Source organism: Amycolatopsis sp. WAC 01375 (genome assembly GCF_003947325.1).
In the GTDB taxonomy this organism is placed as follows: domain Bacteria; phylum Actinomycetota; class Actinomycetes; order Mycobacteriales; family Pseudonocardiaceae; genus Amycolatopsis.
The window spans coordinates 59,189-81,390 of the sequence record NZ_QHHW01000057.1 but is presented as its reverse complement, the minus strand read 5'-3'; the positions used below and the strand labels follow the sequence as shown (position 1 = coordinate 81,390).

Here is a 22,202-nt window from a genome sequence, read left to right as displayed (position 1 = left end):
GCCGGTAATTTCTATCAAACGACAGAATTGGTCGGGCGCCGGATGGGCGGCCTCTGGGCGTCCCGGAGTCGCCGAATTCGAATGGTTCGAAATGGCGGTAAGAATAGGTCGGGTTCGGCGGTTGCAATTCCTTCCGGCCCGCTCGGACGGGGTCTGTCCAGGCAATTCTCGTCCTCCGCAAAGGTGAATTAGTCCGCCTTCGCGCGAGCGAGTGCCATTTCGTGGACCGGCGGGCCAGGCCTCGGCGGCCGACGATCGACCTGTATCGATCAGGGGCGGCCAGGTGACCGGCAGGTAACGGCTTGCGGTCCAGCGGCTACACACAGATGATCGGGCAGGGGTGGCGGGTGTCACCGTTCAGTGGGTTTCGCCGCCGCCTTCTAGGCAATACCGTCGGCGGCAAAGCCGAAGTCATGGGCCCCGATCGGGTACGGAGGTTTGGCGGATGATGCCGGAGATCAAGGATGGCGCTACTGGCGCTGTCGGCGGTGACGACGCCGTCGTACGCCTGCCCGGGATGAGGGTGGCCTACGAAGGCGCCGCCTTCGACGAGTCCGCGTTGGCGGAGACCTGGACCGCCCAGTTGCAGGACTGGCTGAACCAGGCCGTCTCCGCCGGGATCCCCGAACCGAACGCGATGGTGCTCGCGACCGCCGACCCCGAAGGCAGGCCGTCCTCCCGGACGGTCCTGTGCAAGGGTCTCGACGAACGCGGCGTCGTGTTCTACACGAACTACACCTCCACCAAGAGCCACGACCTCACCGCGACGCGCTACGCGTCGATCACCTTCCCGTGGTACGCCCTGCAGCGTCAGGTCCACGTGCGCGGCGAGGTCGAGAAGGTCAACGTCGCCGAGACCGCCGAGTACTGGGCCTCCCGCCCACGGGGATCGCAGCTCGGGGCCTGGGCCTCGCCGCAGTCCCGCGTCGTCGACGGCCGCCGCGCCCTCGAGACCGCGCTCCACGGCATCGAGCGCCGCTTCGCCGACGTCGAGAACATCCCGGTCCCGCCGCACTGGGGCGGGTGGCGCATCCGGCCCGACGTCGTCGAGTTCTGGCAAGGCCGCGAAGACCGCATGCACGACAGGCTCCGCTACGTCCGCACCGACGACGGCTGGCAGGTCAAGCGCGTAGCGCCCTGATCCCACTCGCGTGAAGGCCCCCTTCCCTCGGCTCAGCCGAGGGAAGGGGGCCTTCACGCGTGGCCGGTGACATAAATCGCGCGCGATTGGTTAGTTAGCGCGGCTAAGCTGTCGGGTTGTGAGTGACGACGTGGGGGTTGAACAGCGTAAGGGTGTCCGCAAGCTGTTCGGCTCGATCGTCGTCGACACCAGACCGCTCAAGATCCCCGCGTTCCGCCGCCTGTGGCTGTCCACCGCGGTCACCGCCGTCGGCAGCCAGCTCACCGCCGTCGCGGTCCCCAAACAGGTCTTCGACCTCACCGGCTCGTCGGCGTACGTCGGCCTGACCGGCCTGGTCGCCCTGGTCCCGCTGCTCGTCTTCGGCCTCTGGGGCGGCGCCATCGCGGACGCCGTCGACCGCCGCAAACTCCTGCTCGTCACCAACGTCGGCGTCACCGTCACTTCGGCGGTCCTGTGGCTCCAGGCGTTCCTGAACCTCGGCTCGGTCTGGCTCGTGCTCGCCCTGCTGGCGGTCAACCAGGCGTTCTTCGCGATCAACATGCCGACCCGCGGCGCCGTCGTCGCCCGGCTGGTGCCGGACAAACTGATCGCGCCCGCGACCGCGCTGAGCAGCACGATGGCCACCTTCGGCGCGGTCTTCGGCCCGCTGCTGGCCGGTTCGCTGATCCCGATCCTCGGCCTTTCGACGCTCTACCTGATCGACGTCGTCGCACTGACCTTGACCCTTGTCGCGGTCTGGAAGCTGCCCCCGATCCCGCCGCTCGGCGAGATCGCGCGCCGGGCCGGGATCCGCGACATCATCGACGGCTTCAAGTACCTGGCGAAGCAGAAGATCCTGTTGGCCTCGTTCCTCGTCGACATCATCGCGATGGTCGCCGGGATGCCGCGCGCGCTGATCCCGGAGATGGCGGAGCGCACCTTCGGCGATCCGCCCGGCGGCGGCCCGGCGCTGGGCTGGCTGTACGCCGCCCTCCCGGCGGGCGCGATGCTGATCGGTCTCTTCTCCGGCTGGCTCACCCGGATCCGAAAACAGGGCGTCGGCGTGATCATCTCCATCTGCGTCTGGGGTGCCGCCATCGTCGGCTTCGGCCTCGCGCAGTCGTTGTGGCTCGCGGTCTTCTTCATGGCGCTCGCCGGCGCGGCCGACATGGTCAGCGCGATCTACCGGATGTCGATCCTGCAGCTCGCCACCACCGACGAAATGCGCGGACGGCTGCAGGGCGTGTTCACCGTCGTCGTCGCGGGTGGCCCGCGGATCGCCGACCTCACCCACGGCTGGGCCGCCGCGGGAGTCGGCACCGCCGCCGCGGCCTCCGGCGGCGGGGTGCTGGTCATCGTGCTGGTCATCGCCGCGGCGCTGCTGATCCCGTCGTTCTGGCGGTACCGGGCCCCGGCGGACTGAGCCGTTCGGTCTATCGTCGGGCCCATGCGTATTTCACGGGCGATCATCCTGTTCGCCGCTGTCATCGCGACCCTTTCCGCCTGTTCTTCCGGGGACGAGAAGTCGGACAACGCGGCCAAGCCGTCGAGCCAGGCTCCCGCTCCCTCCGCCGCGCCGAGTTCCTCGGCCGCGCCCACCGGCGGCAACGGTTCGAAGGAGCCGTGCGCGCTGCTGCCCGCCGAGGCGGTCGGCAAGGCGGTCTCCATTCAGGGCGTGACGTCGGCGCCGGGTCCGGTGCAGGACAACGCCGCCAACGGTGGCAAGGCCAAGAGCTGCGTCTACTCGGCAGCAGGCAAGCAGATCGGCGCGCTCGCGGTGACCCGCTTCGAGGGCAAGAAGCTCAAGCCCGCCGAGATGGTCGCCGCGCTGAAGAAGGCGAAGGCGGGGTCGAAGGACGTCACCGGTGTCGGCGAGGGCGCTCTCTTCTACGTCGACGAGAACAAGACCGCGACGCTCGCGGCAGCCGAGCTCGTCGGCGATGTGCCCGTGCTGGTCAACTACACCGGCCCGGCGAAGATGACGCAGGAAATGATGACCCCGCTCGTGAAGACCGCGGTCGACGCCAACTGAGCGACTTACCCAAAGGCGTGCTTCGTCAACCCGTGACGAAGAACTGACCAAACCGGACTGTCGGCACCAGACGTGATACGGCACACTCTTGCCGCATGGCGGACACGACGACAACAGAACAGACCGGTCCGGCCGGTCAGCCGAGCCTCAAACGGGTCATGGGTTCCAAGCTCCTGCTGTTCTTCGTGGTGGGGGACATCATCGGGACGGGCGTCTACGCGCTCACCGGACAGGTCGCCGGCCGAGTGGGCGGCGCGCTGTGGCTGCCGTTCCTGATCGCGTTCGTGGTCGCGATCATGACCGCGTTCAGCTATCTGGAACTGGTCGGCAAGTACCCGCAGGCGGCGGGGGCCGCGCTGTACACGCACAAGGCGTTCAAGCTCCGCTTCCTCACCTTCATGGTGGCGTTCGCGGTGATGTGCTCGGGGATCACGTCGGCTTCGTCGGCGGCGAAGGCCTTCGGGGACACCTACCTCAAGGAATTCATCACCGCGCCGATGCCGCTGGTGGCGATCCTGTTCGTGATCGGGCTCGCGCTGATCAACTTCCGCGGGGTCTCCGAATCGGTGAAGACCAACGTGGTGCTGACCTGCATCGAGATCGGCGGTCTGCTGATCATCATCGGGGTCGGCGTGTGGGCGGTGCTGAACGGCAACGGGGACGCGTCGCGGCTGGTCGAGTTCGACACCGAGAACCAGACGATGCTGGTGGCGATCACGTCGGCGACGTCGCTGGCGTTCTTCGCGATGGTCGGCTTCGAGGACTCGGTGAACATGGCCGAGGAGTGCAAGGACCCGATCCGGATCTTCCCGAAGGCGATGCTGTGGGGCATGGTCATCGCCGCGACCATCTACATCCTGGTCTCCGTGACCTCTTCGCTGCTGGTGCCCGCCGACGATCTGGAGGCCGCCAAGAGCAGCGCGCTGCTGAAGGTGCTCGACGTCGGGGCCCCCGGGTTCCCGCGCGAGGTCTTCTCCGCGATCGGTCTCTTCGCGGTCATCAACTCGGCGCTGATCAACATGCTGATGGCCAGCCGTTTGCTGTACGGCATGGCGAACCAGCGGATCATCCCGAAGCAGCTGGGCACCGTGCACCCGTTCCGCCGCAGCCCTTGGGTGGCGATCGTTTTCACCAGCCTGATCGCGATCGCCCTGGTGTCCTTTGTGGACATCAGTGTGCTCGGCGGGACGACGGCGTTGCTGCTGCTGGCGGTGTTCGCCATCGTCAACGTCGCGGTACTGGTACTGCGGAAGGAGAAGGCGGCGCACAAGCACTTCCGCGCGCCGACCATCATCCCGGTGCTGGCCGCGATCTTCTGTCTCTACCTGGTGACCCCGTTGTCCGGGCGGCCCGCGCGCGACTACAAGGTCGCCGCGATCCTGCTCGGCGTCGGCATCGTGCTGTGGGGGATCAACTGGCTCGTCATGCGGGCCACGCACAGTGAAGAGGACCGGCAGCCCGTCGAGCCGCCGGTCGGCTGAGGGCTCCTATCCCCGGCTGAGCGACTGGTATTCGACCGGGCTGTGGGCCGAGAACACGGTGACCTCGTCGGCGTGTTCTCGGCTCAGCTCCCGCAGCCGCTCGACGTTCTCCAGCCGTGGTTTGCGCAGGGTCTGCACCATGTTCTGGAAGGCGGTCATCCCCGGCGGGCAGTGCGGCTTCACCGGATCCAGCTGACCGTGGAAGAAGTACGCGTCGCCGGCGTGCAGCAGCCAGCCGCCGCCGGTGTCGACCGCCACCCCGGTGTGGCCCTTGGTGTGGCCCGCGAGCGGCACCAGCAGGATCTCCGGCGGCAGGCCCTTGAGCTCACGGACGGCCTGGAAGCCGAACCACTCGTCCCCGGCCTCGTCGTAATGACTCCACAAAGGACGGTGGGCGAACTGGTTGGCGCGGAAGCGGAACTTCTCGCTCTGGCCGGACGGTGACGTCGCCGCGTCGTGCTCCGGGGTGCGGACGTGCACGACGGCGTTCGGGAAGTCCGCGAGCCCGCCCGCGTGGTCGACGTCGAGGTGGGTGCAGATGATGTGCCGGACGTCTTCGAGCTTGTGCCCGAGCGCCTCGACGTGGTGGGCCGCCGTCTCCGTCTCGACCGGCTTCGCGCCGACCATCATCGTGAACGGCGTGCCGAGCCACGCGCCGGGATTCGCGACCCCCTCGCGGCCGAAACCGGTGTCCACCAGCACGAGACCGTCGCCGGTCTCGATGAGCAGGCAGTGCGCCACCAGCTCCGAGCGGCGAAGCAGACCGGGCTGGCCGTCGAGCAGCTTGCCTCCCGGTGCGCGCATCGTGCCGCAGTTCAGGTGGTGCACCTTCATAACCTGCTCCTCTGGCTGAGCCGTTCGAATGCGGTGACGTCGTGCGCGGCGAAGACCGTCACTTCGGCACCGTTGTCACTGACAAGTTCGCGCAGCCGGCGCTGGTTGTCCAGTCGTGCCGCCTTCTCCGTCTGCATGTACGACTCGAAGAAGCCGAGTGCGAAGGGGACGTGAGGGTTTCGCTCCAGTTCGCCGCCGTGGAAGACGGCGTCACCGGCGTTGAGGAGCCAGCCGTCACCGGTGTCGACCGCGATGCCGGCGTGCCCGCGGGTGTGCCCCGCCAGAGGGATGAGCAGGACGTCCGGGACCCCTTCGAGCTCGCGGACGGCGTCGAATCCGAACCACGGCTCGCCGTCGGCGCGGTACGACTTCCACTTCGGACCGTGGCTGAACTGGACCTTCCGGTAGCGGCTCGCCTCCTTGCGGTCGATCGGCTTCTCCAGTGCCTGGAGTTCGCGCGCGTGGACGTGGACCCGGGCTTGAGGGAAGTCGACGAGCCCGCCCGCGTGGTCGAGGTCGAGGTGGGTGAGCACGATGTCGCGCACGTCGGCCGGGTCGAAGCCGAGCTTGCGGATCTGGGTGGTGGCGCTCAGGTCGTCGTCGCTGTCGGGGTGGACGAGCCGGACGAAGCCGGCGCCGAGCCATTCGGCCGGCCTGCCGACGGTCGGTGTGCCGACGCCGGTTTCGACGAGGACGAGCCCCGTGCCGGTCTCCAGCAAAAGGCAGTGGCAGACCAGTTCCGCGCGGCGGAACAGCCCCGGCCTGCCGTCGACGAGTTTGCCGCCGATCGGCCGCAGGGTCCCGCAGTTGAGGTGGTGGACGCGCATCAGGACAACTCCCGTTCGAGTGTGGTGGCCAGATGAGGGGCGATCGCGCGCAGCGGCGCGGTGTCGTGCAGGGTCTTGGCCAGCAGCAAACCGCCCTCGATGGCGGCGAGGACGACGGTCGCCAGCTGGTCCGCCTTGTCGGTGTCCAGCGCCTCGGCGATGACGGTGTGCCAGGAGGTGTAGCCGTCGGCGCAGGCCTGGCGGATCACCTCGCTGTCACCCGAAGCGTCGAGCGCGACCGTCGCGAGCGGGCAGCCGCGCTGGAAATCCGACTCCTCCAGCGAGGTCGCGAGCGCGTCGATGATGGTCTCGATCCCGGTGACGATGTCGGGCGCGTTGGCGGCGATCGTGCGCAACTGATCGCAGAGACGATCCGCGGACTGGCGGATGGCCTCCGCGGCCAGCTGTTCCTTGCCGCCGGGGAAGTGGAAGTACAGCGACCCCTTGGGCGCGCCGACGGCGGTGACGAGCTGGTTCAGCCCGGTGGCGTGGTAACCCTGCTGGTGGAAGAGCTCGGCGGCGGAGTCGAGCATGCGCTGCCTGGTGTCGGTGCGGCGGACCATGCGGCCGACTGTAGCCCAAACTATGACGACCGGTCTAGTGACCCTGGCCGGTCGCACGGGTGGGCGCACGTTCTGGAGATCTCGTGAGAGCGCCGTCCGTGAACTCGTGCACGCCGGATGCCTCACTGTGTGGATTTTGGGACGTCAGATGACCCAAAATCCACACAGTCCCGCACGACAGTCCCTGTGACGGCCAGATCCAGAAGAGGGTGTGTGGAAATAGGGACACTCAACGTCCCTATTTCCACACACCCTCACCCGACGTCACCTCTGACCGACCCCTCAACAGCCGTCCTTGCCACTCACGAGGCCCAAGGCGGACGCCGAGCCGCCGAATTGGTGCCGCAACTCGCGTTTGAGCAGCTTCCCGGACGCGTTCTTCGGCAACTCGCCGACGAAGTGCACCGACTTCGGAACCTTGTGCGCCGCCAGCGACCTCTTGGCGAATTCGATCAGTTCCGCTTCTTCGATGGGCTCCTTCGCGACGACCACCGCGGCGATCGCCTCGATCCAGCGTTCGTGCGGCAGGCCGACGACGGCGACCTCGGCGACGGCGGGATGCGCGTACAGCGCGTCCTCCACCTCGCGCGACGCGACGAGGACGCCACCGGTGTTGACGACGTCCTTGATCCGGTCGACGACGAACAGGTAGCCCTCGTCGTCCTGGCGCACCAGATCACCGGAATGGAACCAGCCGCCCGCGAAAGCCTCCACCGACTCCTCGGGTTTGCCCCAGTAACCGGTGCACAGCTGGGGAGAGCGGTACACGACCTCGCCGAGTTCGCCCGGCGGGAGGTCGTTCATCGCGGCGTCCACCACGCGTGTCTCGACGAAGAGCACCGGGCGGCCGACGGAATCCGGCCGCGCGTCGTGCTCTTCGGGACGCAGCACCGTCGCGAGTGGACCGATCTCGGACTGGCCGAAGCAGTTGTAGAAACCCACTTCCGGCAGCCGTGAGCGCAGCGCGTTCAGTACCGGGACGGGCATGATCGACGCGCCGTAGTAGGCCTTGGTGAGACCGCTCAGATCCGCGTCCGCCAGACCAGGGTGATTCGCGAGTCCCACCCAGACGGTCGGCGGGAAGAACAGCGAAGTGACGCCCTGACGCGGGATCCGCGTGAGGATGTCGCCGAGGTCGGGTGACTCGACGAGGTGGTTCGTCGCGCCGACGGCCAGGCCGGGCATCAGGAAGACGTGCATCTGCGCCGAGTGGTACAGCGGCAGCGCGTGCAGCGGCACGTCGCGGTCGCTCAGGTCGAGCGCGGCGATGCAGGACGAGTACTCGTGCACCAGCGCGCGGTGGGTGAGCATCGCGCCCTTCGGTCGCGAGGTCGTTCCGGACGTGTAGAGCAGCTGGACGAGGTCATCGTCGGTGACCCCGGATTCCTCGTGCGGGGCAACGGTCTCGTCCAGCGCCCAGTCCAGGACGTCCAATGTGGACATATGCTCGACGCTGACGTGTTCGGCCAGTGCGGAGTCGACGAAGGCGACGGCGGGCTCGGACTGCGTGAGCAGGTACTCGAGTTCTTCGCCGCGCGCGTTGAAGTTCACCGGCACGTGCACCAGGCCGGCGCGGGCGCAACCGAGGTACAGCAACAGGTACGCGTCGGAGTTCTTGCCGAAGGCCGCGACACGGTCGCCGTGGACGAGCCCGCGGCCGAGCAGCTTCGCCGCGACCCGGCCCGCCGCGCGGTCGAGCTCCGCGTAGGTCCACACGCGATCGGCGAACGTGAGCGCGACCCGGCCCGGGACGCGTCGCGCGCTCCGTTCCAGGACGCGCCCGACGGTGCTGGGGTAGCCGGGAACGGTCATCGTGGCGGTCTCCTTCGTCCGGGCCTGGCGTTCCCACAGTAACCTCGTCGCATGGCCAATCCCACCGGAGAGCAGTTCGAGATCACCCGCGGCAACGCGCGCGCCGTCGTCACCGAGATCGGTGCCGGGTTGCGCGCGTTCGAGGTCGGCGGCGTGCCGTACGTCGAGGCGTTCGCCGAGGACGAGAAGCCGCCGAAGGGTGCCGGGCAGGTGCTGCTGCCCTGGCCGAACCGCACCAAGGGCGGCCAGTGGGTGCACCAGGGGGAGAAGCAGCAGCTCGCGATCACCGAGGAGGCACGTGGCAACGCGATCCACGGCCTGACCCGGCACGAGGAGTGGGAGCTCCTCGAGCACGCGGAGTCGTCGATCACCCTGGCCATCGACGTCCCGGCGCAGGAAGGCTGGCCGGTGCCGCTGCGCGCGACGATCACCTACGAGATCTCGCCGCGCGAACTGGTCGTGACGCACGAGATCCGCAACGAGGGCGAGAGCCCGATCGGCGTCGGACTCGGCACGCACCCGTACTTCCGCATCGGCGACGTGCCCACCGACGAGCTGACCCTGACGCTGCCCGCGAGCCGGGTCCGGCCGTACCTCGGCGACGAGCAGATGCCGTACGCCGACGAACAGGACGTCGAGGGGACCGAGTACGACTTCCGGTCCGGCAAGGTGCTCGAAGGCGTCGACCTGGACACGGCGTTCGGCGGGCTGAGCGTGGCCGAGGACGGCAACTATCACCACGTCCTTTCGCACGGGGAGCGGGAGCTGCTGGTCTGGGCCGGGCCGGACTTCCGCTGGGCACAGGTGTTCACGCCGGACGACCTGGTCGGCCGCGGCCGGGCGGTGGCGATCGAGCCGATGACCTGCCCCGCCGACGCGCTCAACACCGGCACCGACCTGATCGACCTGGAGCCCGCGTCCTCGTGGACCGGGAGCTGGGGAATCCGGGTCCGCTGATGACGTCACCATCGCCGCTCCGGCTCGGGCCCGTGGACGCGGGCGAAGCGCTCACTTTGCAGCTCGCGGCCTACGTATCGGAGGCGAGGGCACACGGGAATATCGACCTCCCACCGCTGCTGGAGACCCTCGAACAGGCCAAGGAGGCGCTGGGCGATGCCGCGTGTTTCGCCTGGGGCGTCAGGGAATCCGGGCGATTGGTGGCGAGTGTCCGGATCGTCGTGGACGGCGAGGCCGGTCTCGTCGGCAGGCTCATCGTGGCCCCGGACAGGCAGGGACACGGGCTCGGCAGCTCGTTGTTGCTCGCCGCCGAAGCGGCCGCGCCGCCTTCGGTGACCGTGTTCCGCCTGTTCACCGGCGAGCGGAGCGCCGGCCCGCTGCGGATGTACCGCAAGCTCGGCTACGTCGAAACGCACCGGACGCCCGAGAAACACTACGAGCTGGTCCACTTCGAAAAGCCCCGCGTGCGGACCGGCGGCCCAGTTCGTTAGCGTGTCAAAGTATGTCGAACAAAGCACAGGTCAAGGCCATCGTCGGTGGTTACGTCGTCCCGGTCGACGGTGATCCGATCGACGGCGGCACGGTCCTCATCGAGAACGGGAAGATCGTCGCCGTCGGCACGGACGCCGACGTCGACGTCCCCGACGACGCCGAACTGATCGACGCCGCGGGCAGCTGGGTGCTGCCCGGGTTCATCGACGCGCACGCCCACCTCGGGGTCCACGAGGACGGCGAAGGCTGGTCGGGCAACGACACCAACGAGATGACCGACCCCAACGGCGCGCGGTTCCGGGCGATCGACGGGATCGACCCGTACGAGCCCGGCTTCGACGACGCGCTCGCGGGCGGTGTCACCAGCGTCGTCATCAAGCCCGGCTCGGGGAACCCCATCGGCGGGCAGACGATCGGCGTCAAGACCTGGGGCCGGACCGTGCTGGACATGATCTTCGCCGAGGGTGTCAGCGTGAAGAGCGCGCTCGGCGAGAACCCGAAGCGCGTCTACGGCGACAAAAAGCAGACGCCGTCGACCAGGCTCGGCGTCGCGTCGACCATCCGCGACGCGTTCACCGCCGCGCGCAACTACGCCGCCCAGCGCGACCACGCCGCCGCCGAGGGCAAGCCGTTCGACGTCGATCTGACCAAGGAGACGCTGGCCAAGGTCCTCGACGGCGAGCTGTACTGGGACCAGCACGTCCACCGCGCCGACGACATGGTCACCGCCATTCGGCTGGCGGACGAGTTCGGCTACAAGCTGGTGATCAACCACGGCACCGAAGGCCACTTGATCGCGGATCTGCTCGCCGAGCGGGACGTACCGGTGATCCTCGGCCCGCTGTTCACCACCAAGTCCAAAGTGGAGCTGCGCAATCGCACCCTGCGCGCGCCCGGCATCCTCGCCAGGGCGGGCGTGCGGATCGCGATCACCACGGACCACCCGGTCGTGCCGATCAACTTCCTGGTGTACCAAGCGGCGCTGTCGGTGAAGGACGGCCTCGACCCGGAGACCGCGCTGAAGGCGCTGACCGTCAACCCGGCCGCGATGCTGGACCTCGACGACCAGGTCGGCGCGCTGAAGCCGGGCCTCGACGCCGACGTGGTCCTCTGGTCGGGTGACCCGCTCGACGTGATGAACCGCGCCATGCGGGTGTTCGTGCGCGGGCGCGAGGTCTACCACTTCGACGAGGAAGCCGGGGTCGGCGTCACCGAGGAACGCCGGTACCGCGAAGGCTGACGCCGGCCTTGCCAGGACGGACCCACCTGTGCTCTCATGTGTGACACACTGGGGAGGGTGTGTAACACATGAAGCGCTGGGTTCTTGTCCTGGTAATCGGTTTCGGCTTCTTGGGTGTCTGCCTGTTGTGGGCGACCGAAGACTCGAGCGCCATCAAATGCGACGGCAGGCTCATGTCGTACGGCGATGTCTGCGAGACCACCAAGGGTGGCCGCACCGTCCGTACGGAGACCTACGACCAGATGAAGCACGGTGCGGAGGTCCGTGAGGAGGCCTTCAAGAACCATGGTCTGTGGGTGGGCGGAGTCGGGGTCGGGCTGACCGGGCTGGGCGCGACGATGCTGATCCGAAAGAAGCGTCGCGCGTCGCGGACCGGCGTGACGGCGCCGCAAGGCGGGCAGCCGCAGCGGCAATGGCAAGCGCAGCCTCAGTGGCAAGGACAGGCGCAACCGGGATTTCCGCCGCAGCAAGGAAACCCACGGCCGTACGCGAACCAGGCGGTTCAGCAGTACCCGCCGCCGATGCGGCCCGGTCCGCCGGCGCAGGCCGTCCAGCAGTATCAGCAGCCGTACCCGGCGCAGGGCGGCTGGCCGCAGCAGCCGCCGCAACAGCAATCGCCCCGGCAGTTCGGCCCGACCGGGCACTGAGCGGCTATGCCAGAAGCCGGTCGAGCTCCAGTTTCACCGGAAACGGCTCGGTGGCGGCGAATTCGCCGGTCATGGCCGGAGCGTCCTGGTAGCCGAGTTCGCCTGCTCGGTGGCAGGCGACAAGCGAGACGGGCTCGCCGAGATCGACGATCCAGTAGTGCGGGATCCCCGCGTCGGCGTACTCGCCGTGTTTGGTCACGTAGTCGGTGCGTTTCGAGCCCGGTGACACGATCTCGACCACGACGACGTCGTCGTCCGCGTGGTACATCGTGTCTTCTTCGTCGATCCGCTCGCCTGCTGCGCGGAGGGCGATGGTCAGATCCGGTCGCCTGGCGAAACCCGGCTCTCCAGGTGGAACCAGCCCTAGATCGACATCGATGTTCTGGACGAATTCGAGATGGTCGGGCAGCTGGGATTCCAGTTACCTCGCCAAGGCGTACAGCGCCTTGTTGGGTCTCCTCTTGGGACTCGGCGACATGACAAGGCGGCCTTCCACGAGCTCGGTGAATCCGGAATCGGGCTCACCGAGCGCCGCGTACTCCGCGATGGACAGCAGATGATCCGGGACGGCCCACCCTGGTTCACCGTGCGACCCGGCCGTGGAGTAGGGAAGGGCTGTCACAGCGTCTCCTCACGTCTTCCACAGTGCCTCACGGCTTCTGGGTGACCACTGGTGATCGTATCAGTGCGGAGAGTCAGCCTTTCCGGAGTTCCCGCGCGATCACCATGCGCTGGATCTGGTTCGTGCCCTCGAAGATCTGCGGCACCTTCGCCTCTCGCATGTACCGCTCCACCGGGAAGTCCTTCGTGTATCCGGCGCCGCCGAGGACCTGGACGGCGTCGGTGGTCACCTTCATCGCGCCGTCGGTCGCGACGAGCTTCGCGATGGACGCCTGCCGCTGGAACGGCAGCCCGCGGTCGCGGCGGCGGGCGGCGTCGAGGTACATGGCGCGGGAGGTTTCGACGGTCGCGGCCATGTCGGCCAGCAGGAACTCCAGGCCCTGGAACTCGATGATCGGCCGCCCGAACTGCGTGCGCCCCTTCGCGTACTCGAGGGCCTCGTCGAGCGCGGCCTGCGCGAGCCCGACGGCGCAAGCGGCGATGCCCAGCCGTCCGGAGCTGAGCGACGACAGCGCGATCTTCAGGCCCTGGCCCTCTTCGCCGATCCGCCGGTCGGCGTCGACGGCGGCGTCTTCGAACATCAGTTGCGCGGTGGTCGAGCCGGTGAGGCCCATTTTCCGCTCGGGCGGCGCGGCCGAGAGGCCTTGAGTCGCCGCGTCGACGAGCAGGCAGGTGATGCCCTGTCCGCCGTCGTCGCTGGTGCGCACCATGGTCGTGTAGAAGTCTGCCTCACCCGCGTGGGTGATCCACGCCTTCGTGCCGTTCACGACGTACTGGTCGCCGTCGAGCCGCGCGCGGGTCGAGAGGGCGGCCGCGTCGGAGCCGGCGTGGGTCTCCGAAAGCGCGTACGCACCCAGCAGGCCGCCTTCCAGCATCGCGGGCAGCCAGCGGTCGCGCTGCTCGTCGGTGCCGTGGTGCGCGAGTGCGAAGCAGGACATCGTGTGCACGGACAGCCCGACGCCGACCGACATCCACGCGGTCGCGATCTCCTCGAGAACCTGCAGGTAGACCTCGTACGGCAGGTCCCCGCCGCCCCATCGCTCCGCGTACGGCAGCCCGAGCAGCCCGGCCTGTCCGAGCAGCCGGAACTGCTCGCGCGGGAAGTGCGCGGTCTCTTCGTACTTGCTCGCGATCGGGGCGAGCTCCTCGCGCGCGATCTCCTTGGCCAGGTCGATCAGGTCCTTGGCCTCGGTGCTGGGCAGAAGACGATCCGCCGGCATGGTTCCTCCGAGCTGAACTGTACTCGAAACAGTACTGTGGGCTCATTGAGAGTACAGTATGAACTGTCTGGGGACCCGCGATCCGGGTAAGGGATAGTGATCCGATGACCCCGCGCCGTCAGCCCACCGCGCGCCAGAGAGCACTGCTCTCGGAGCTTGAAGAGCTCTTCCTCGCCGAGGGGTTCTCCCAGTTCACGCTGGACGATCTCGCCGCAAGGCTCCACTGCTCGAAATCGACCCTCTACGCGCTCGCGCCCAGCAAGGAGCAGCTCGCGGTCAAGGTCGTCACCCACTTTTTCAAGGGCGCCGCCGAGCTGCTCGAAGAGCGGATCGACGGGATCGACGACGCCCGCAAGATCCTCGGGGAGTACCTCGCCGGGATCTCCGAGTACCTGAATCGCGCTTCGGCCGCTTTCATGACCGATATCGCCGAATTCGCACCGGCGCGGGATGCGTATCAGCTCAACAGCCGCGCCGCGGCCCAGCGGATCCGGTCGTTCATCGATCGGGGCGTCACCGACGGGGTTTTCCGTGAGGTGCACGCGCGGCTGATCGCGGAAATGGCGGGGCTGATCATCGAGGGAATCCAGACCGGCGTCATCGGTCAGCGCGCCGGGGTGACCGACGCCGAGGCGTTCACCGCTTTGTCGGAAGTCCTTCTCGGCGGCCTCGAACCGAAAATGTCCTGAAATGACAATTCTGGTGGTCTTGCCGCCGCCTCGGCTAGCATCGCGCCCGTGATCGTCGTAGGTGGAGAGGCGCTGGTCGACCTCGTTCCCGGTGCACCGTTGGATTCCACTGTGGACGGTGGGTTGCGCGCGCTGCTGCCCCGGATGGGTGGTGGTCCCTACAACGTCGCGCTCGCCGCCGGGCGGCTCGGCGTCCCGACGGGGTTCTTCTCGCGGGTCTCGAACGACCGGTTCGGCGTCGCGCTGGTGGACCGGCTGCACGCCTCCGGTGTCGACACCGCCTTGCTGCAACGAGGAAACGAGCCGACGACCCTCGCCGTGGTCGCGCTCGACGAGAAGGGTTCCGCCCAGTACACCTTCTACACCGAGGGCACCGCGGACAGGCTCGTCGGCGACCCCGGCCCGCTGCCGGAGAATGTGACGGCGCTCTCGCTCGGCACCCTCGGCATGGTCCTGGAGCCGGGGGCGAGCACCTACGAAACCGTGTTGCGCCGCGAATCCGCCCGCGGTGTGCTGACCGTCCTCGATCCGAACATCCGTGCGGCGCTGATCACCGATCCGGCGGCGTACCGGGCGAGGTTCGAGTCCTGGCTTCCGCATATCCGCCTGCTCAAGATCTCCGACGACGACACGGAATGGCTCGCCGAGGGCGCCGATCCGGTCGACGCGGCAAAGGTCTGGACCTCTTGCGGAGTCGATGCCGTCGTGCTCACCCGCGGCGCGCAGGGACTGTCCGTCATCACACGAGCGGGCGAAATCGCGCAGGTCCCGTCACGCCGGGTCGACGTCGTCGACACGATCGGCGCCGGTGACACCGTGCAGGGCGCCTTGCTGGCGTGGCTGTACTCGAACGGGGTGCGTGACGTGTCCACACTCGACGCCGACGGCTGGCGTACGGCGCTCGAATTCGCGGCGAAAGCGGCGTCGATCACCGTCTCGCGGAGCGGGGCGGAACCGCCGACGGCCGGGGATATGGCATCCGCCGTGTGAACCTGGTCCCAAAGGGGCTGTTGTGAGCAACTCACCCGCTGCGCGTTGACCCCATTCTCGACTAGCGTGGAGGGGAATTCATACCCCAGCGGGGCGGTGTGCAGCGAGGCCATGGGTCACGCGCGTGAAAGAGGGCGTACCTGTGGGACCTACAGGCGCCGCCGGCCCGTGCTGAACGTGAGAGGGACTTACATGTCCGACGCGACGACGGGCGAGACCGCGACGCTGCGCCTGCCCAATGGTGAGCACGAGTTCAAGGTGATCCACCCGGTCGAGGGCGCGCCTGGGATCGAGCTGGGGAAGCTGCTGGCGACGACCGGGTACATCACCCACGACCCGGGCTTCGTGAACACCGGTGCCGCGTCGTCGGCCATCACCTACATCGACGGTGACGCCGGCATCCTGCGCTACCGCGGGTACCCGATCGAGCAGCTGGCCGAGAAGTCGACCTTCATCGAGGTCTCGTACCTGCTCATCTACGGCGAGCTGCCCACCCAGACGCAGCTGTCCGAGTTCACCGAGAAGATCCAGCGCCACACCCTGCTGCACGAAGACCTCAAGGCCTTCTTCAGCGGCTTCCCGCGCGACGCGCACCCGATGCCGGTGCTCTCCAGCGCCGTATCCGCGCTGTCGACCTTCTACCAGGACTCGCTCAACCCGTTCGACGAACCGAACGTGGAGCTGTCCACCATTCGCCTGCTGGCCAAGGTTCCCACCCTGGCCGCGTACGCCTACAAGAAGTCCGTCGGCCAGCCGCTGCTGTACCCGGACAACTCGCTCGGCTTGGTCGAGAACTTCCTGCGGATGACCTTCGGCTTCCCGGCCGAGCCCTACGAGGTCGACCCGGACGTCGCCAAGGCGCTCGACCTGCTGTTCATCCTGCACGCCGACCACGAGCAGAACTGCTCGACGTCGACGGTGCGCCTCGTCGGCTCCTCCGAGGCGAACCTGTTCGCCTCGATCTCGGCCGGGATCAACGCGCTCTTCGGCCCGCTGCACGGTGGCGCCAACAGCGCGGTGCTGGACATGCTCGAGGGCATCCAGGCCGAGGGCGGCGACGTCGCGAACTTCGTCACCCGCGTGAAGAACAAGGAAAAGGGTGTCCGCCTGATGGGCTTCGGGCACCGGGTCTACAAGAACTACGACCCGCGCGCGAAGATCATCAAGAACACCGCGGACGAGATCCTCTCCAAGCTCAAGGGCGGCGACCAGCTGCTCGACATCGCGAAGAAGCTGGAAGAGACCGCGCTCTCGGACGACTACTTCATCGAGCGGAAGCTGTACCCGAACGTCGACTTCTACACCGGCCTGATCTATCGGGCGCTCGGCTTCCCGACGAAGTACTTCACCGTGCTGTTCGCGCTCGGCCGCCTGCCGGGCTGGATCGCGCACTGGCGCGAGATGATCCAGGACCCGGCCACGAAGATCGGCCGCCCGCGGCAGATCTACACCGGCTACGCTTCGCGGGACTACGCGCCCATCGCGGAGCGCTGACCCCCCTCCCGACAAGCGCCATGAAAGGTCCTTTCCTTGCAAAATTTGCAAGGAAAGGACCTTTCATGGCATCCGGGCGTGCAAGGTCACAGGAGCGCGCTTAGGGTTTCCGGAGTGACCAGAGAAGCCCCTGTAGTGCTGTGGTTCCGCCGCGACCTTCGCCTCGGCGACCACGCCGCCCTGCTGGAGGCGTCGAGGCACAGCAAGCACGTCCTCGCGCTGTACGTCCTCGACAACGCGCTCCTCGAACCGTCCGGCGCCCCGCGCGTCGCGTTCCTGCACGGCTGTCTGAAGGCGCTGGACGATCAGCTCGGCGGACGGCTGATGCTCGTCAAGGGCGACCCCGTCAAGGAGGTCGTCAAGGCCGCGCGCGAGATCGGCGCCGCGACGGTGCACGTCAGCGCGGACACCGGCCCGTACGGCCGCCGTCGCGACGACGAGGTCAAGAAGGCGTTGGCGGAGCACGACATCGCCTGGGTCGAGACGGGTTCCTCGTACGCGATCACCCCCGGTCGCGTCGCCAAGCCCGACGGCGACCCCTATCGCGTGTTCACCCCGTTCTACCGTGCGTGGGTGCGCCACGGCCGGCCGCGGCCCGCGGACACGGGAAAGTCCATAGTGGACTGGGTCGAGCCGCCGCGTTCGGTCAAGCTCCCGAAATCCCCTTCGCTCGACGGGATGGAGCTGCCGGAGCCCGGCGAGAAGGCGGCACTGGAGCGCTGGCACGAGTTCCTTGACGACGGCTTGGAGACCTACGACGAGGACCGCGACCGGCCGGATCGTCCCGGTACGACAAGGCTTTCACCGTATCTGCGCTGGGGTTGCGTCCACCCGCGCACCTTGCTGGCCGACCTCGCCGGGAACGAGGGATCCGGCGCGAAGGCGTTGCGCGGCGAGTTCGCCTGGCGCGAGTTCCACGCCGACGTCCTGTGGCACCGCCCCGAAACCGCGCGGAAGAACTACGATTCCCGCTTCGACGCCATGGAATACGAGAGCGACGACGAGGCATTCCAGCGGTGGTGCGAAGGACACACCGGCTTCCCGATCGTCGACGCCGGGATGCGGCAGCTGCTCGCCGAGGGCTGGATGCACAACCGCGTCCGGATGATCGTGGCGAGTTTCCTGGTCAAGGACCTGCATCTGCCGTGGTGGCTCGGCGCCCGGCATTTCATGAAGCACCTGGTCGACGGCGATCTCGCGTCGAACCAGCTGAACTGGCAGTGGGTGGCTGGCAGCGGCACCGACGCCGCGCCGTACTTCCGGATCTTCAACCCGACCACGCAGGGGGAGAAGTTCGACCCCTCCGGCGACTACGTCCGCCGCTACGTCCCGGAACTCCGCTCCCTGCAAGGGAAAGCCGTGCACAAGCCCGCCGACGTGCCTGGCTACCCCGCGCCCATGGTCGACCACGCCCACGAACGCCAGGTCGCCTTGGAGCGCTACGGCGCCATCAAAGGCACCTGAACGCGCGTGAAGGCCCCCTTCCCTCGGCTCAGCCGAGGGAAGGGGGCCTTCACGCGCGAAGCGATCAGCCTTTCAGGGCTTCCGAAAGCTTGATCCGGCTGCCGACCCGCAGGACGCTGTTCTGGTAGATCCGCGCGCCCAGCCAGGTGAACAGGGCGATGGCGGCCACCGTCAGGCCGAGCGACAGCGCGATCTCCCACACCTCGACGGTCCCGGCCGCGATCCGCGCGGGCATCAGCACCGGGGAAAGCAGCGGCACCAGGGAAAGGACCTTCGTCCCCGTGCCGTCCGGCGCTTGCGTCAGCAGGTTGAACCCGACGATGAAACCGAGGATCAGCACGATGTTGACCGGTCCGATGACCGACTGCGTGTCCTCCTGCCGCGAGACCAGCGAGCCCATCGCGCCGTAGACGGTGGCGTACAGCAGGAACCCGAGCAGGTACCACAGCACACCCCACAGCAGCGCGCCGGTCGCGACCCCGGACAGCGTCAGCACGTTGGTCGCCGAAGCGACGATCAACCCGGCGCCGCCGATGATCACCAGCTGGGTCAGCCCGACCAGGCCGAGCCCGATCACCTTGCCCAGCAACAGATGCCACGGCCGGACGGTGGACAGCAGGATCTCCACGACCCGGCTGGACTTCTCCTCGACCACGCCTTGGGCGACCAGCGTCCCGTAGGTCACGATGCTCATGTACAGCAGCACCGCCACGATCAGCCCGATCACCATCCGCTGCGACTTCTCGGGGTCCGGCGGTTTGATCGAGTCGACCTTGACCTGGGTCTGGTGGACCGTTTGCATCACTTCTTCCGGCGACCGCTGGGCCTCGGAAAGGATGCCGTTCAGCACTTCTTGCTGGGACACGCCGTTCAGCAGGGCGCGGAGCTTGGTGTCCAATTCGGACTTGACGAGCACCTTGAGCTCGGTGGCGTTGCCGGACAGCAACGCGTCGAGATCACCGTTCTCGACCTGTGTCCGGCCCTGCGCCGGATCGGTGACGGTGACGGTCTCGATCTTCTCGCCGATCGCCGCGCCCGCAGTCTGGAGCTGCTGTGCGATTCCGGCGGTCTGGCCGGACAGCCCGACCTTGCTCTTGTCCTCGTTGCTGATCAGCGTGGACTGCAGCAGGACATAGCCCATCAGCATCACCAGCAGCACGGCGGTGCCGATCACGAAGGACCGGGTGCGCAGCCGGGTGTTCAGCTCGCGTTTGGCAATGAGCCAGACCGCGCGCCACGAAGATACGGTGTTCATGCGGAAACTCCTTGTGCCGCCGGCTTCTCCGCGACAGCGTCGCGGAAGAGGTCGGTCAGCGAACGCCTGCGTTTGGTGAATTCGGTGACCGGGCCGGTGGCCAGCGCCGCGGCGAGCACGGCCTGGTCGTCGGCGCCCGCCTCGAGTTCGAGGATCGCCGTCGGGCCGTTCTGCTCGACCGAGCGCACGCCGGGAACGGCCGAAGCCCAGCCAGGCGCGGCGTTGGGAGCGGTGACGACGAGCCCGTTGCCCGCGCCGGCGGTCAGCTCCCCGACGGTGCCGGAGGCGACCATCCGTCCACTCCGGATGATGCCGACCCGGTCGCACAGCCGCTCCACCAGATCGAGCTGGTGACTGGAGAACACCACCGGCACGCCGGTCGCGGCCTTCTCGCGCAGCACACCGCTCATCACGTCCACGGCCAGCGGGTCGAGGCCGGAGAACGGCTCGTCCAGCACCAGCACCCGCGGATCGTGCACCAGCGCGGCCGCGAGCTGCACACGCTGCTGGTTGCCGAGGCTCAGCTTCTGGACCTCGTCCTTGCGCCGTTCGGTCAGCCCGAGCCTGGCGATCCAGTTCTCGGCGCTGCGGTGGGCGTCGTTGGCCGACATCCCGTGCAGTTCGGCGAGGTAGACCAGCTGCTCCAGCACCTTCATCTTCGGGTACAGCCCGCGTTCCTCCGGCATGTACCCGATGTGAGTGCGGGTCTCGTGGGTGATCGGGGCGCCGCCGAGGCGTACCTGCCCGGAGTCGGCCGACAGCACCCCGAGGACGATCCGCATCGTGGTGGTCTTGCCCGCGCCGTTGCTGCCGACGAACCCGAACAGCTCACCGGGCTGGACCTCGAAGCTCACCTCGTCCAGCGCGACCTTCGCGCCGTACTTCTTGGAGATCCGGTCGATCTCCAGTTTCCCCTCGCTCATTTCCACTTCCCCTCTTCGAAATACCGCACCAGCGCCGTGAATCCCCGATGGACGCCGGAAACCGTGCGGTTCCGCTGGATCAGCCCGTCCAGCTTGACGTTGCTCATCACCGACGTGGCCCGGTAAACCAGGACCGCCCGGCCCGCGCCGGCGAGGACCCCGCTCGCCACCAGCACGACGGCGACCACGCCGACGGACACCTTGTAACGCTTCTTGTCCCCGGTCATGCCGGAGCCACCCCCTCGAAGTCGGTGAAGTCATCGGGGTCGTCGTCCGGCAGCCGCCACGCCAGCCAAAGTGCCGGCAGCGACGTTCCGAAGACGAGTAACGCCGCCGTCATCGCGGCCAGCAGGGAACCGGAATCCGGCTGCCCTGCCGCGTAAAGCCCGTAAGCGAGATCCACCGCCATCAGGAGGCAGATCCCTTGGAAGGCACTGTAATGCGCCCTGTCGCGCAAGAGCAGTTCGCGCTCGTCGAGATCCTTCGCCGCGGAGCCGGGTCTGCCGACGGCCTTGCGCAGTACCGCCGCGGTGCCGACGCAGAGACACAGTCCCGGCCCCATCAGGCCGACGGCGAACCACAGCGTGGGCTCGCGGAGCAGCGCGGCGCCGGCGATCACGACCAGATGGCCGATCACGGCCGCGACGGCGAGGCGACGGCGGTCCGATCGCGTCCGGGTGGGGGTCATGCGGGGCTCACCTCTTCGAAATCTTCCGGATCGTCGTCCGGCAGCGACCAGCCCAGGATGACGCCGGAGAGCGTGGTGCCGGTGACCAGCAGCGCGCAGGCCATCATCGCGCCGCGCGCGCCGCCGTTCTCCGTGCCGGAGATGACCAGGCTGTAGAGCACCGCGATCATCATCAGCCCGACCAGGACCTGGTAACTGACGTAGGTGACGCGGTGGCGCCATTCCCGCTCGCGTTCGTCGAGCCGGAGCGAGAAGCCGCCGCTCATCTTGCCGGTGAGGATCCGAAGGAGATAGTGGGCGCCGCCGGCGAGAATGGAACCGCTGAACCAGCCGAGGAAGAAGACCGCCTCTTGCCCTGTCTGAAAGAAGGCGGCCCCGGCGATCAGGATCAGGTCGCCCGTCACCACGAGCACGCTCAACGTCCGCCGCCGTTTCCGCGTGCGCCAGGTCGGCAGTCGCAGCGCCCGCTTGCGTTCGATCTCGTCCAGCCGTTCCAGCTGGCGCTCCCAGTACGCCGCGAGACGGCCTCGCTCCTCGCTCATGCTCCCCCCTCCCGGTAGACCTGAGTGGACAGTGGCGTGAACGGTTCGCGACTGAACACGGCCTCGACCGGGAGGTCGAACACCGTGCAGATGCGAAACGCCAGGTCCAGGCTCGGGTAGTGGTCGCCCCGTTCGAGCGCGCCGATGGTCTGCGGGTTGACCTCGACGGCCGCGGCGAGGGCGGCCCTGCTCAGTCCACGCTCCGCCCGGAGCACGGGCAGCCGGTTGTAGATCGGCAGCTCTTTGCCGCGTCTGACCGGGCTCATAGAACATACTGTTGCAAAAACCCAACGACTCGTCAAGCTGAGAGC

General features: G+C 67.9%; 23 protein-coding genes and 1 pseudogene. 12 read left to right on the top strand and 12 right to left on the bottom strand.

The window, feature by feature from the left end; translation table 11 throughout:
- Positions 1 to 445 precede the first annotated feature (445 nt).
- The 4 genes from pdxH (at position 446) to DL991_RS39045 (ending at position 4,633) form a co-directional block, all read left to right on the top strand.
- The gene (gene pdxH, locus DL991_RS39060; protein ID WP_125789366.1) at positions 446 to 1,141 is read left to right on the top strand and encodes a pyridoxamine 5'-phosphate oxidase; all 696 of its coding nucleotides are present in this window, start codon (positions 446 to 448) and stop codon (positions 1,139 to 1,141) included.
- A 118-nt stretch (positions 1,142 to 1,259) separates the two neighbouring features.
- Positions 1,260 to 2,543, top strand: coding sequence for an MFS transporter (locus tag DL991_RS39055; protein WP_125789365.1), 1,284 nt, complete (start codon positions 1,260 to 1,262; stop codon positions 2,541 to 2,543).
- A 24-nt stretch (positions 2,544 to 2,567) separates the two neighbouring features.
- Positions 2,568 to 3,152, top strand: a complete 585-nt coding sequence (locus DL991_RS39050; RefSeq protein ID WP_125789364.1) for a DUF3558 domain-containing protein — start codon at positions 2,568 to 2,570, stop codon at positions 3,150 to 3,152.
- A gap of 95 nt (positions 3,153 to 3,247) precedes the next feature.
- Positions 3,248 to 4,633: an APC family permease gene (locus tag DL991_RS39045; RefSeq protein WP_125789363.1), complete on the top strand. Its 1,386-nt coding sequence runs from the start codon at positions 3,248 to 3,250 to the stop codon at positions 4,631 to 4,633.
- Positions 4,634 to 4,639: 6 nt separating this feature from the next.
- Here the strand turns inward: DL991_RS39045 and DL991_RS39040 are convergent, their stop codons facing one another.
- The 4 genes from DL991_RS39040 to DL991_RS39025 form a co-directional block, all read right to left on the bottom strand.
- A complete protein-coding gene (locus tag DL991_RS39040; RefSeq protein WP_125789362.1) occupies positions 4,640 to 5,467 on the bottom strand; it encodes an MBL fold metallo-hydrolase in 828 nt (275 codons plus the stop codon).
- Complete coding sequence (locus DL991_RS39035) at positions 5,464 to 6,294, bottom strand: MBL fold metallo-hydrolase (RefSeq protein ID WP_125789361.1); 831 nt, start codon at positions 6,292 to 6,294, stop codon at positions 5,464 to 5,466. The genes DL991_RS39040 and DL991_RS39035 overlap by 4 nt, the downstream gene beginning before the upstream one ends.
- Positions 6,294 to 6,857, bottom strand: coding sequence for a TetR/AcrR family transcriptional regulator (locus DL991_RS39030; protein ID WP_125789360.1), 564 nt, complete (start codon positions 6,855 to 6,857; stop codon positions 6,294 to 6,296). Before DL991_RS39030 ends, DL991_RS39035 begins: the two co-directional genes overlap by 1 nt.
- Positions 6,858 to 7,139: 282 nt before the next feature.
- Positions 7,140 to 8,669, bottom strand: coding sequence for a fatty acyl-CoA synthetase (locus DL991_RS39025; RefSeq protein ID WP_125789359.1), 1,530 nt, complete (start codon positions 8,667 to 8,669; stop codon positions 7,140 to 7,142).
- Positions 8,670 to 8,720: 51 nt separating this feature from the next.
- Between DL991_RS39025 and DL991_RS39020 the strand changes: the two genes are divergently transcribed.
- From DL991_RS39020 to DL991_RS39005, 4 genes are all read left to right on the top strand, one after another.
- Complete coding sequence (locus tag DL991_RS39020; protein WP_125789358.1) at positions 8,721 to 9,626, top strand: aldose 1-epimerase family protein; 906 nt, start codon at positions 8,721 to 8,723, stop codon at positions 9,624 to 9,626.
- The gene (locus DL991_RS39015) at positions 9,626 to 10,117 is read left to right on the top strand and encodes a GNAT family N-acetyltransferase (protein WP_370309219.1); all 492 of its coding nucleotides are present in this window, start codon (positions 9,626 to 9,628) and stop codon (positions 10,115 to 10,117) included. The genes DL991_RS39020 and DL991_RS39015 overlap by 1 nt, the downstream gene beginning before the upstream one ends.
- Positions 10,118 to 10,128: 11 nt before the next feature.
- Entirely contained in the window at positions 10,129 to 11,358 is a 1,230-nt protein-coding gene (locus tag DL991_RS39010) for an amidohydrolase (RefSeq protein ID WP_125789356.1), read from the top strand.
- Between the two features lie 68 nt (positions 11,359 to 11,426).
- Positions 11,427 to 12,005 (top strand): hypothetical protein, encoded by a 579-nt coding sequence (locus DL991_RS39005; RefSeq protein ID WP_125789355.1) that lies wholly within the window; start codon positions 11,427 to 11,429, stop codon positions 12,003 to 12,005.
- A 4-nt stretch (positions 12,006 to 12,009) separates the two neighbouring features.
- Here DL991_RS39005 and DL991_RS39000 read toward each other — a convergent pair.
- Both DL991_RS39000 and DL991_RS38995 read right to left on the bottom strand, forming a co-directional pair.
- Positions 12,010 to 12,627 (bottom strand): annotated as a pseudogene (locus DL991_RS39000) (Uma2 family endonuclease).
- 73 nt (positions 12,628 to 12,700) lie between these two features.
- Positions 12,701 to 13,846 (bottom strand): acyl-CoA dehydrogenase family protein, encoded by a 1,146-nt coding sequence (locus DL991_RS38995; RefSeq protein ID WP_125789354.1) that lies wholly within the window; start codon positions 13,844 to 13,846, stop codon positions 12,701 to 12,703.
- Between the two features lie 104 nt (positions 13,847 to 13,950).
- Here DL991_RS38995 and DL991_RS38990 point away from each other — a divergent pair, with 104 nt between their 5' ends.
- From DL991_RS38990 to DL991_RS38975, 4 genes are all read left to right on the top strand, one after another.
- Entirely contained in the window at positions 13,951 to 14,535 is a 585-nt protein-coding gene (locus tag DL991_RS38990; protein ID WP_125789353.1) for a TetR/AcrR family transcriptional regulator, read from the top strand.
- 48 nt (positions 14,536 to 14,583) lie between these two features.
- Positions 14,584 to 15,525 carry a carbohydrate kinase gene (locus DL991_RS38985; protein WP_125789352.1) on the top strand — a complete coding sequence of 314 codons (942 nt, stop codon included), beginning with the start codon at positions 14,584 to 14,586 and terminating at the stop codon, positions 15,523 to 15,525.
- A gap of 192 nt (positions 15,526 to 15,717) precedes the next feature.
- Positions 15,718 to 17,019 carry a citrate synthase gene (locus DL991_RS38980; protein ID WP_125684045.1) on the top strand — a complete coding sequence of 434 codons (1,302 nt, stop codon included), beginning with the start codon at positions 15,718 to 15,720 and terminating at the stop codon, positions 17,017 to 17,019.
- 114 nt (positions 17,020 to 17,133) lie between these two features.
- A complete protein-coding gene (locus DL991_RS38975; RefSeq protein ID WP_125789351.1) occupies positions 17,134 to 18,483 on the top strand; it encodes a deoxyribodipyrimidine photo-lyase in 1,350 nt (449 codons plus the stop codon).
- Between the two features lie 64 nt (positions 18,484 to 18,547).
- Here the strand turns inward: DL991_RS38975 and DL991_RS38970 are convergent, their stop codons facing one another.
- Genes DL991_RS38970 through DL991_RS38945 form a run of 6 tightly spaced genes read right to left on the bottom strand, consistent with a single transcriptional unit; the run spans position 18,548 to position 22,157 of the window.
- Positions 18,548 to 19,738 (bottom strand): ABC transporter permease, encoded by a 1,191-nt coding sequence (locus DL991_RS38970; protein ID WP_125789350.1) that lies wholly within the window; start codon positions 19,736 to 19,738, stop codon positions 18,548 to 18,550.
- On the bottom strand, positions 19,735 to 20,661 hold the full coding sequence (locus DL991_RS38965) for an ABC transporter ATP-binding protein (RefSeq protein ID WP_125789349.1): 927 nt from the start codon (positions 20,659 to 20,661) through the stop codon (positions 19,735 to 19,737). The genes DL991_RS38970 and DL991_RS38965 overlap by 4 nt, the downstream gene beginning before the upstream one ends.
- Positions 20,658 to 20,888: a hypothetical protein gene (locus DL991_RS38960; RefSeq protein WP_125789348.1), complete on the bottom strand. Its 231-nt coding sequence runs from the start codon at positions 20,886 to 20,888 to the stop codon at positions 20,658 to 20,660. The genes DL991_RS38965 and DL991_RS38960 overlap by 4 nt, the downstream gene beginning before the upstream one ends.
- Positions 20,885 to 21,349 carry a hypothetical protein gene (locus DL991_RS38955; protein WP_125789347.1) on the bottom strand — a complete coding sequence of 155 codons (465 nt, stop codon included), beginning with the start codon at positions 21,347 to 21,349 and terminating at the stop codon, positions 20,885 to 20,887. Before DL991_RS38955 ends, DL991_RS38960 begins: the two co-directional genes overlap by 4 nt.
- Positions 21,346 to 21,891, bottom strand: coding sequence for a hypothetical protein (locus DL991_RS38950; protein WP_125789346.1), 546 nt, complete (start codon positions 21,889 to 21,891; stop codon positions 21,346 to 21,348). Before DL991_RS38950 ends, DL991_RS38955 begins: the two co-directional genes overlap by 4 nt.
- Positions 21,888 to 22,157, bottom strand: a complete 270-nt coding sequence (locus tag DL991_RS38945) for a helix-turn-helix transcriptional regulator (RefSeq protein ID WP_125789345.1) — start codon at positions 22,155 to 22,157, stop codon at positions 21,888 to 21,890. The genes DL991_RS38950 and DL991_RS38945 overlap by 4 nt, the downstream gene beginning before the upstream one ends.
- Positions 22,158 to 22,202 lie beyond the last annotated feature (45 nt).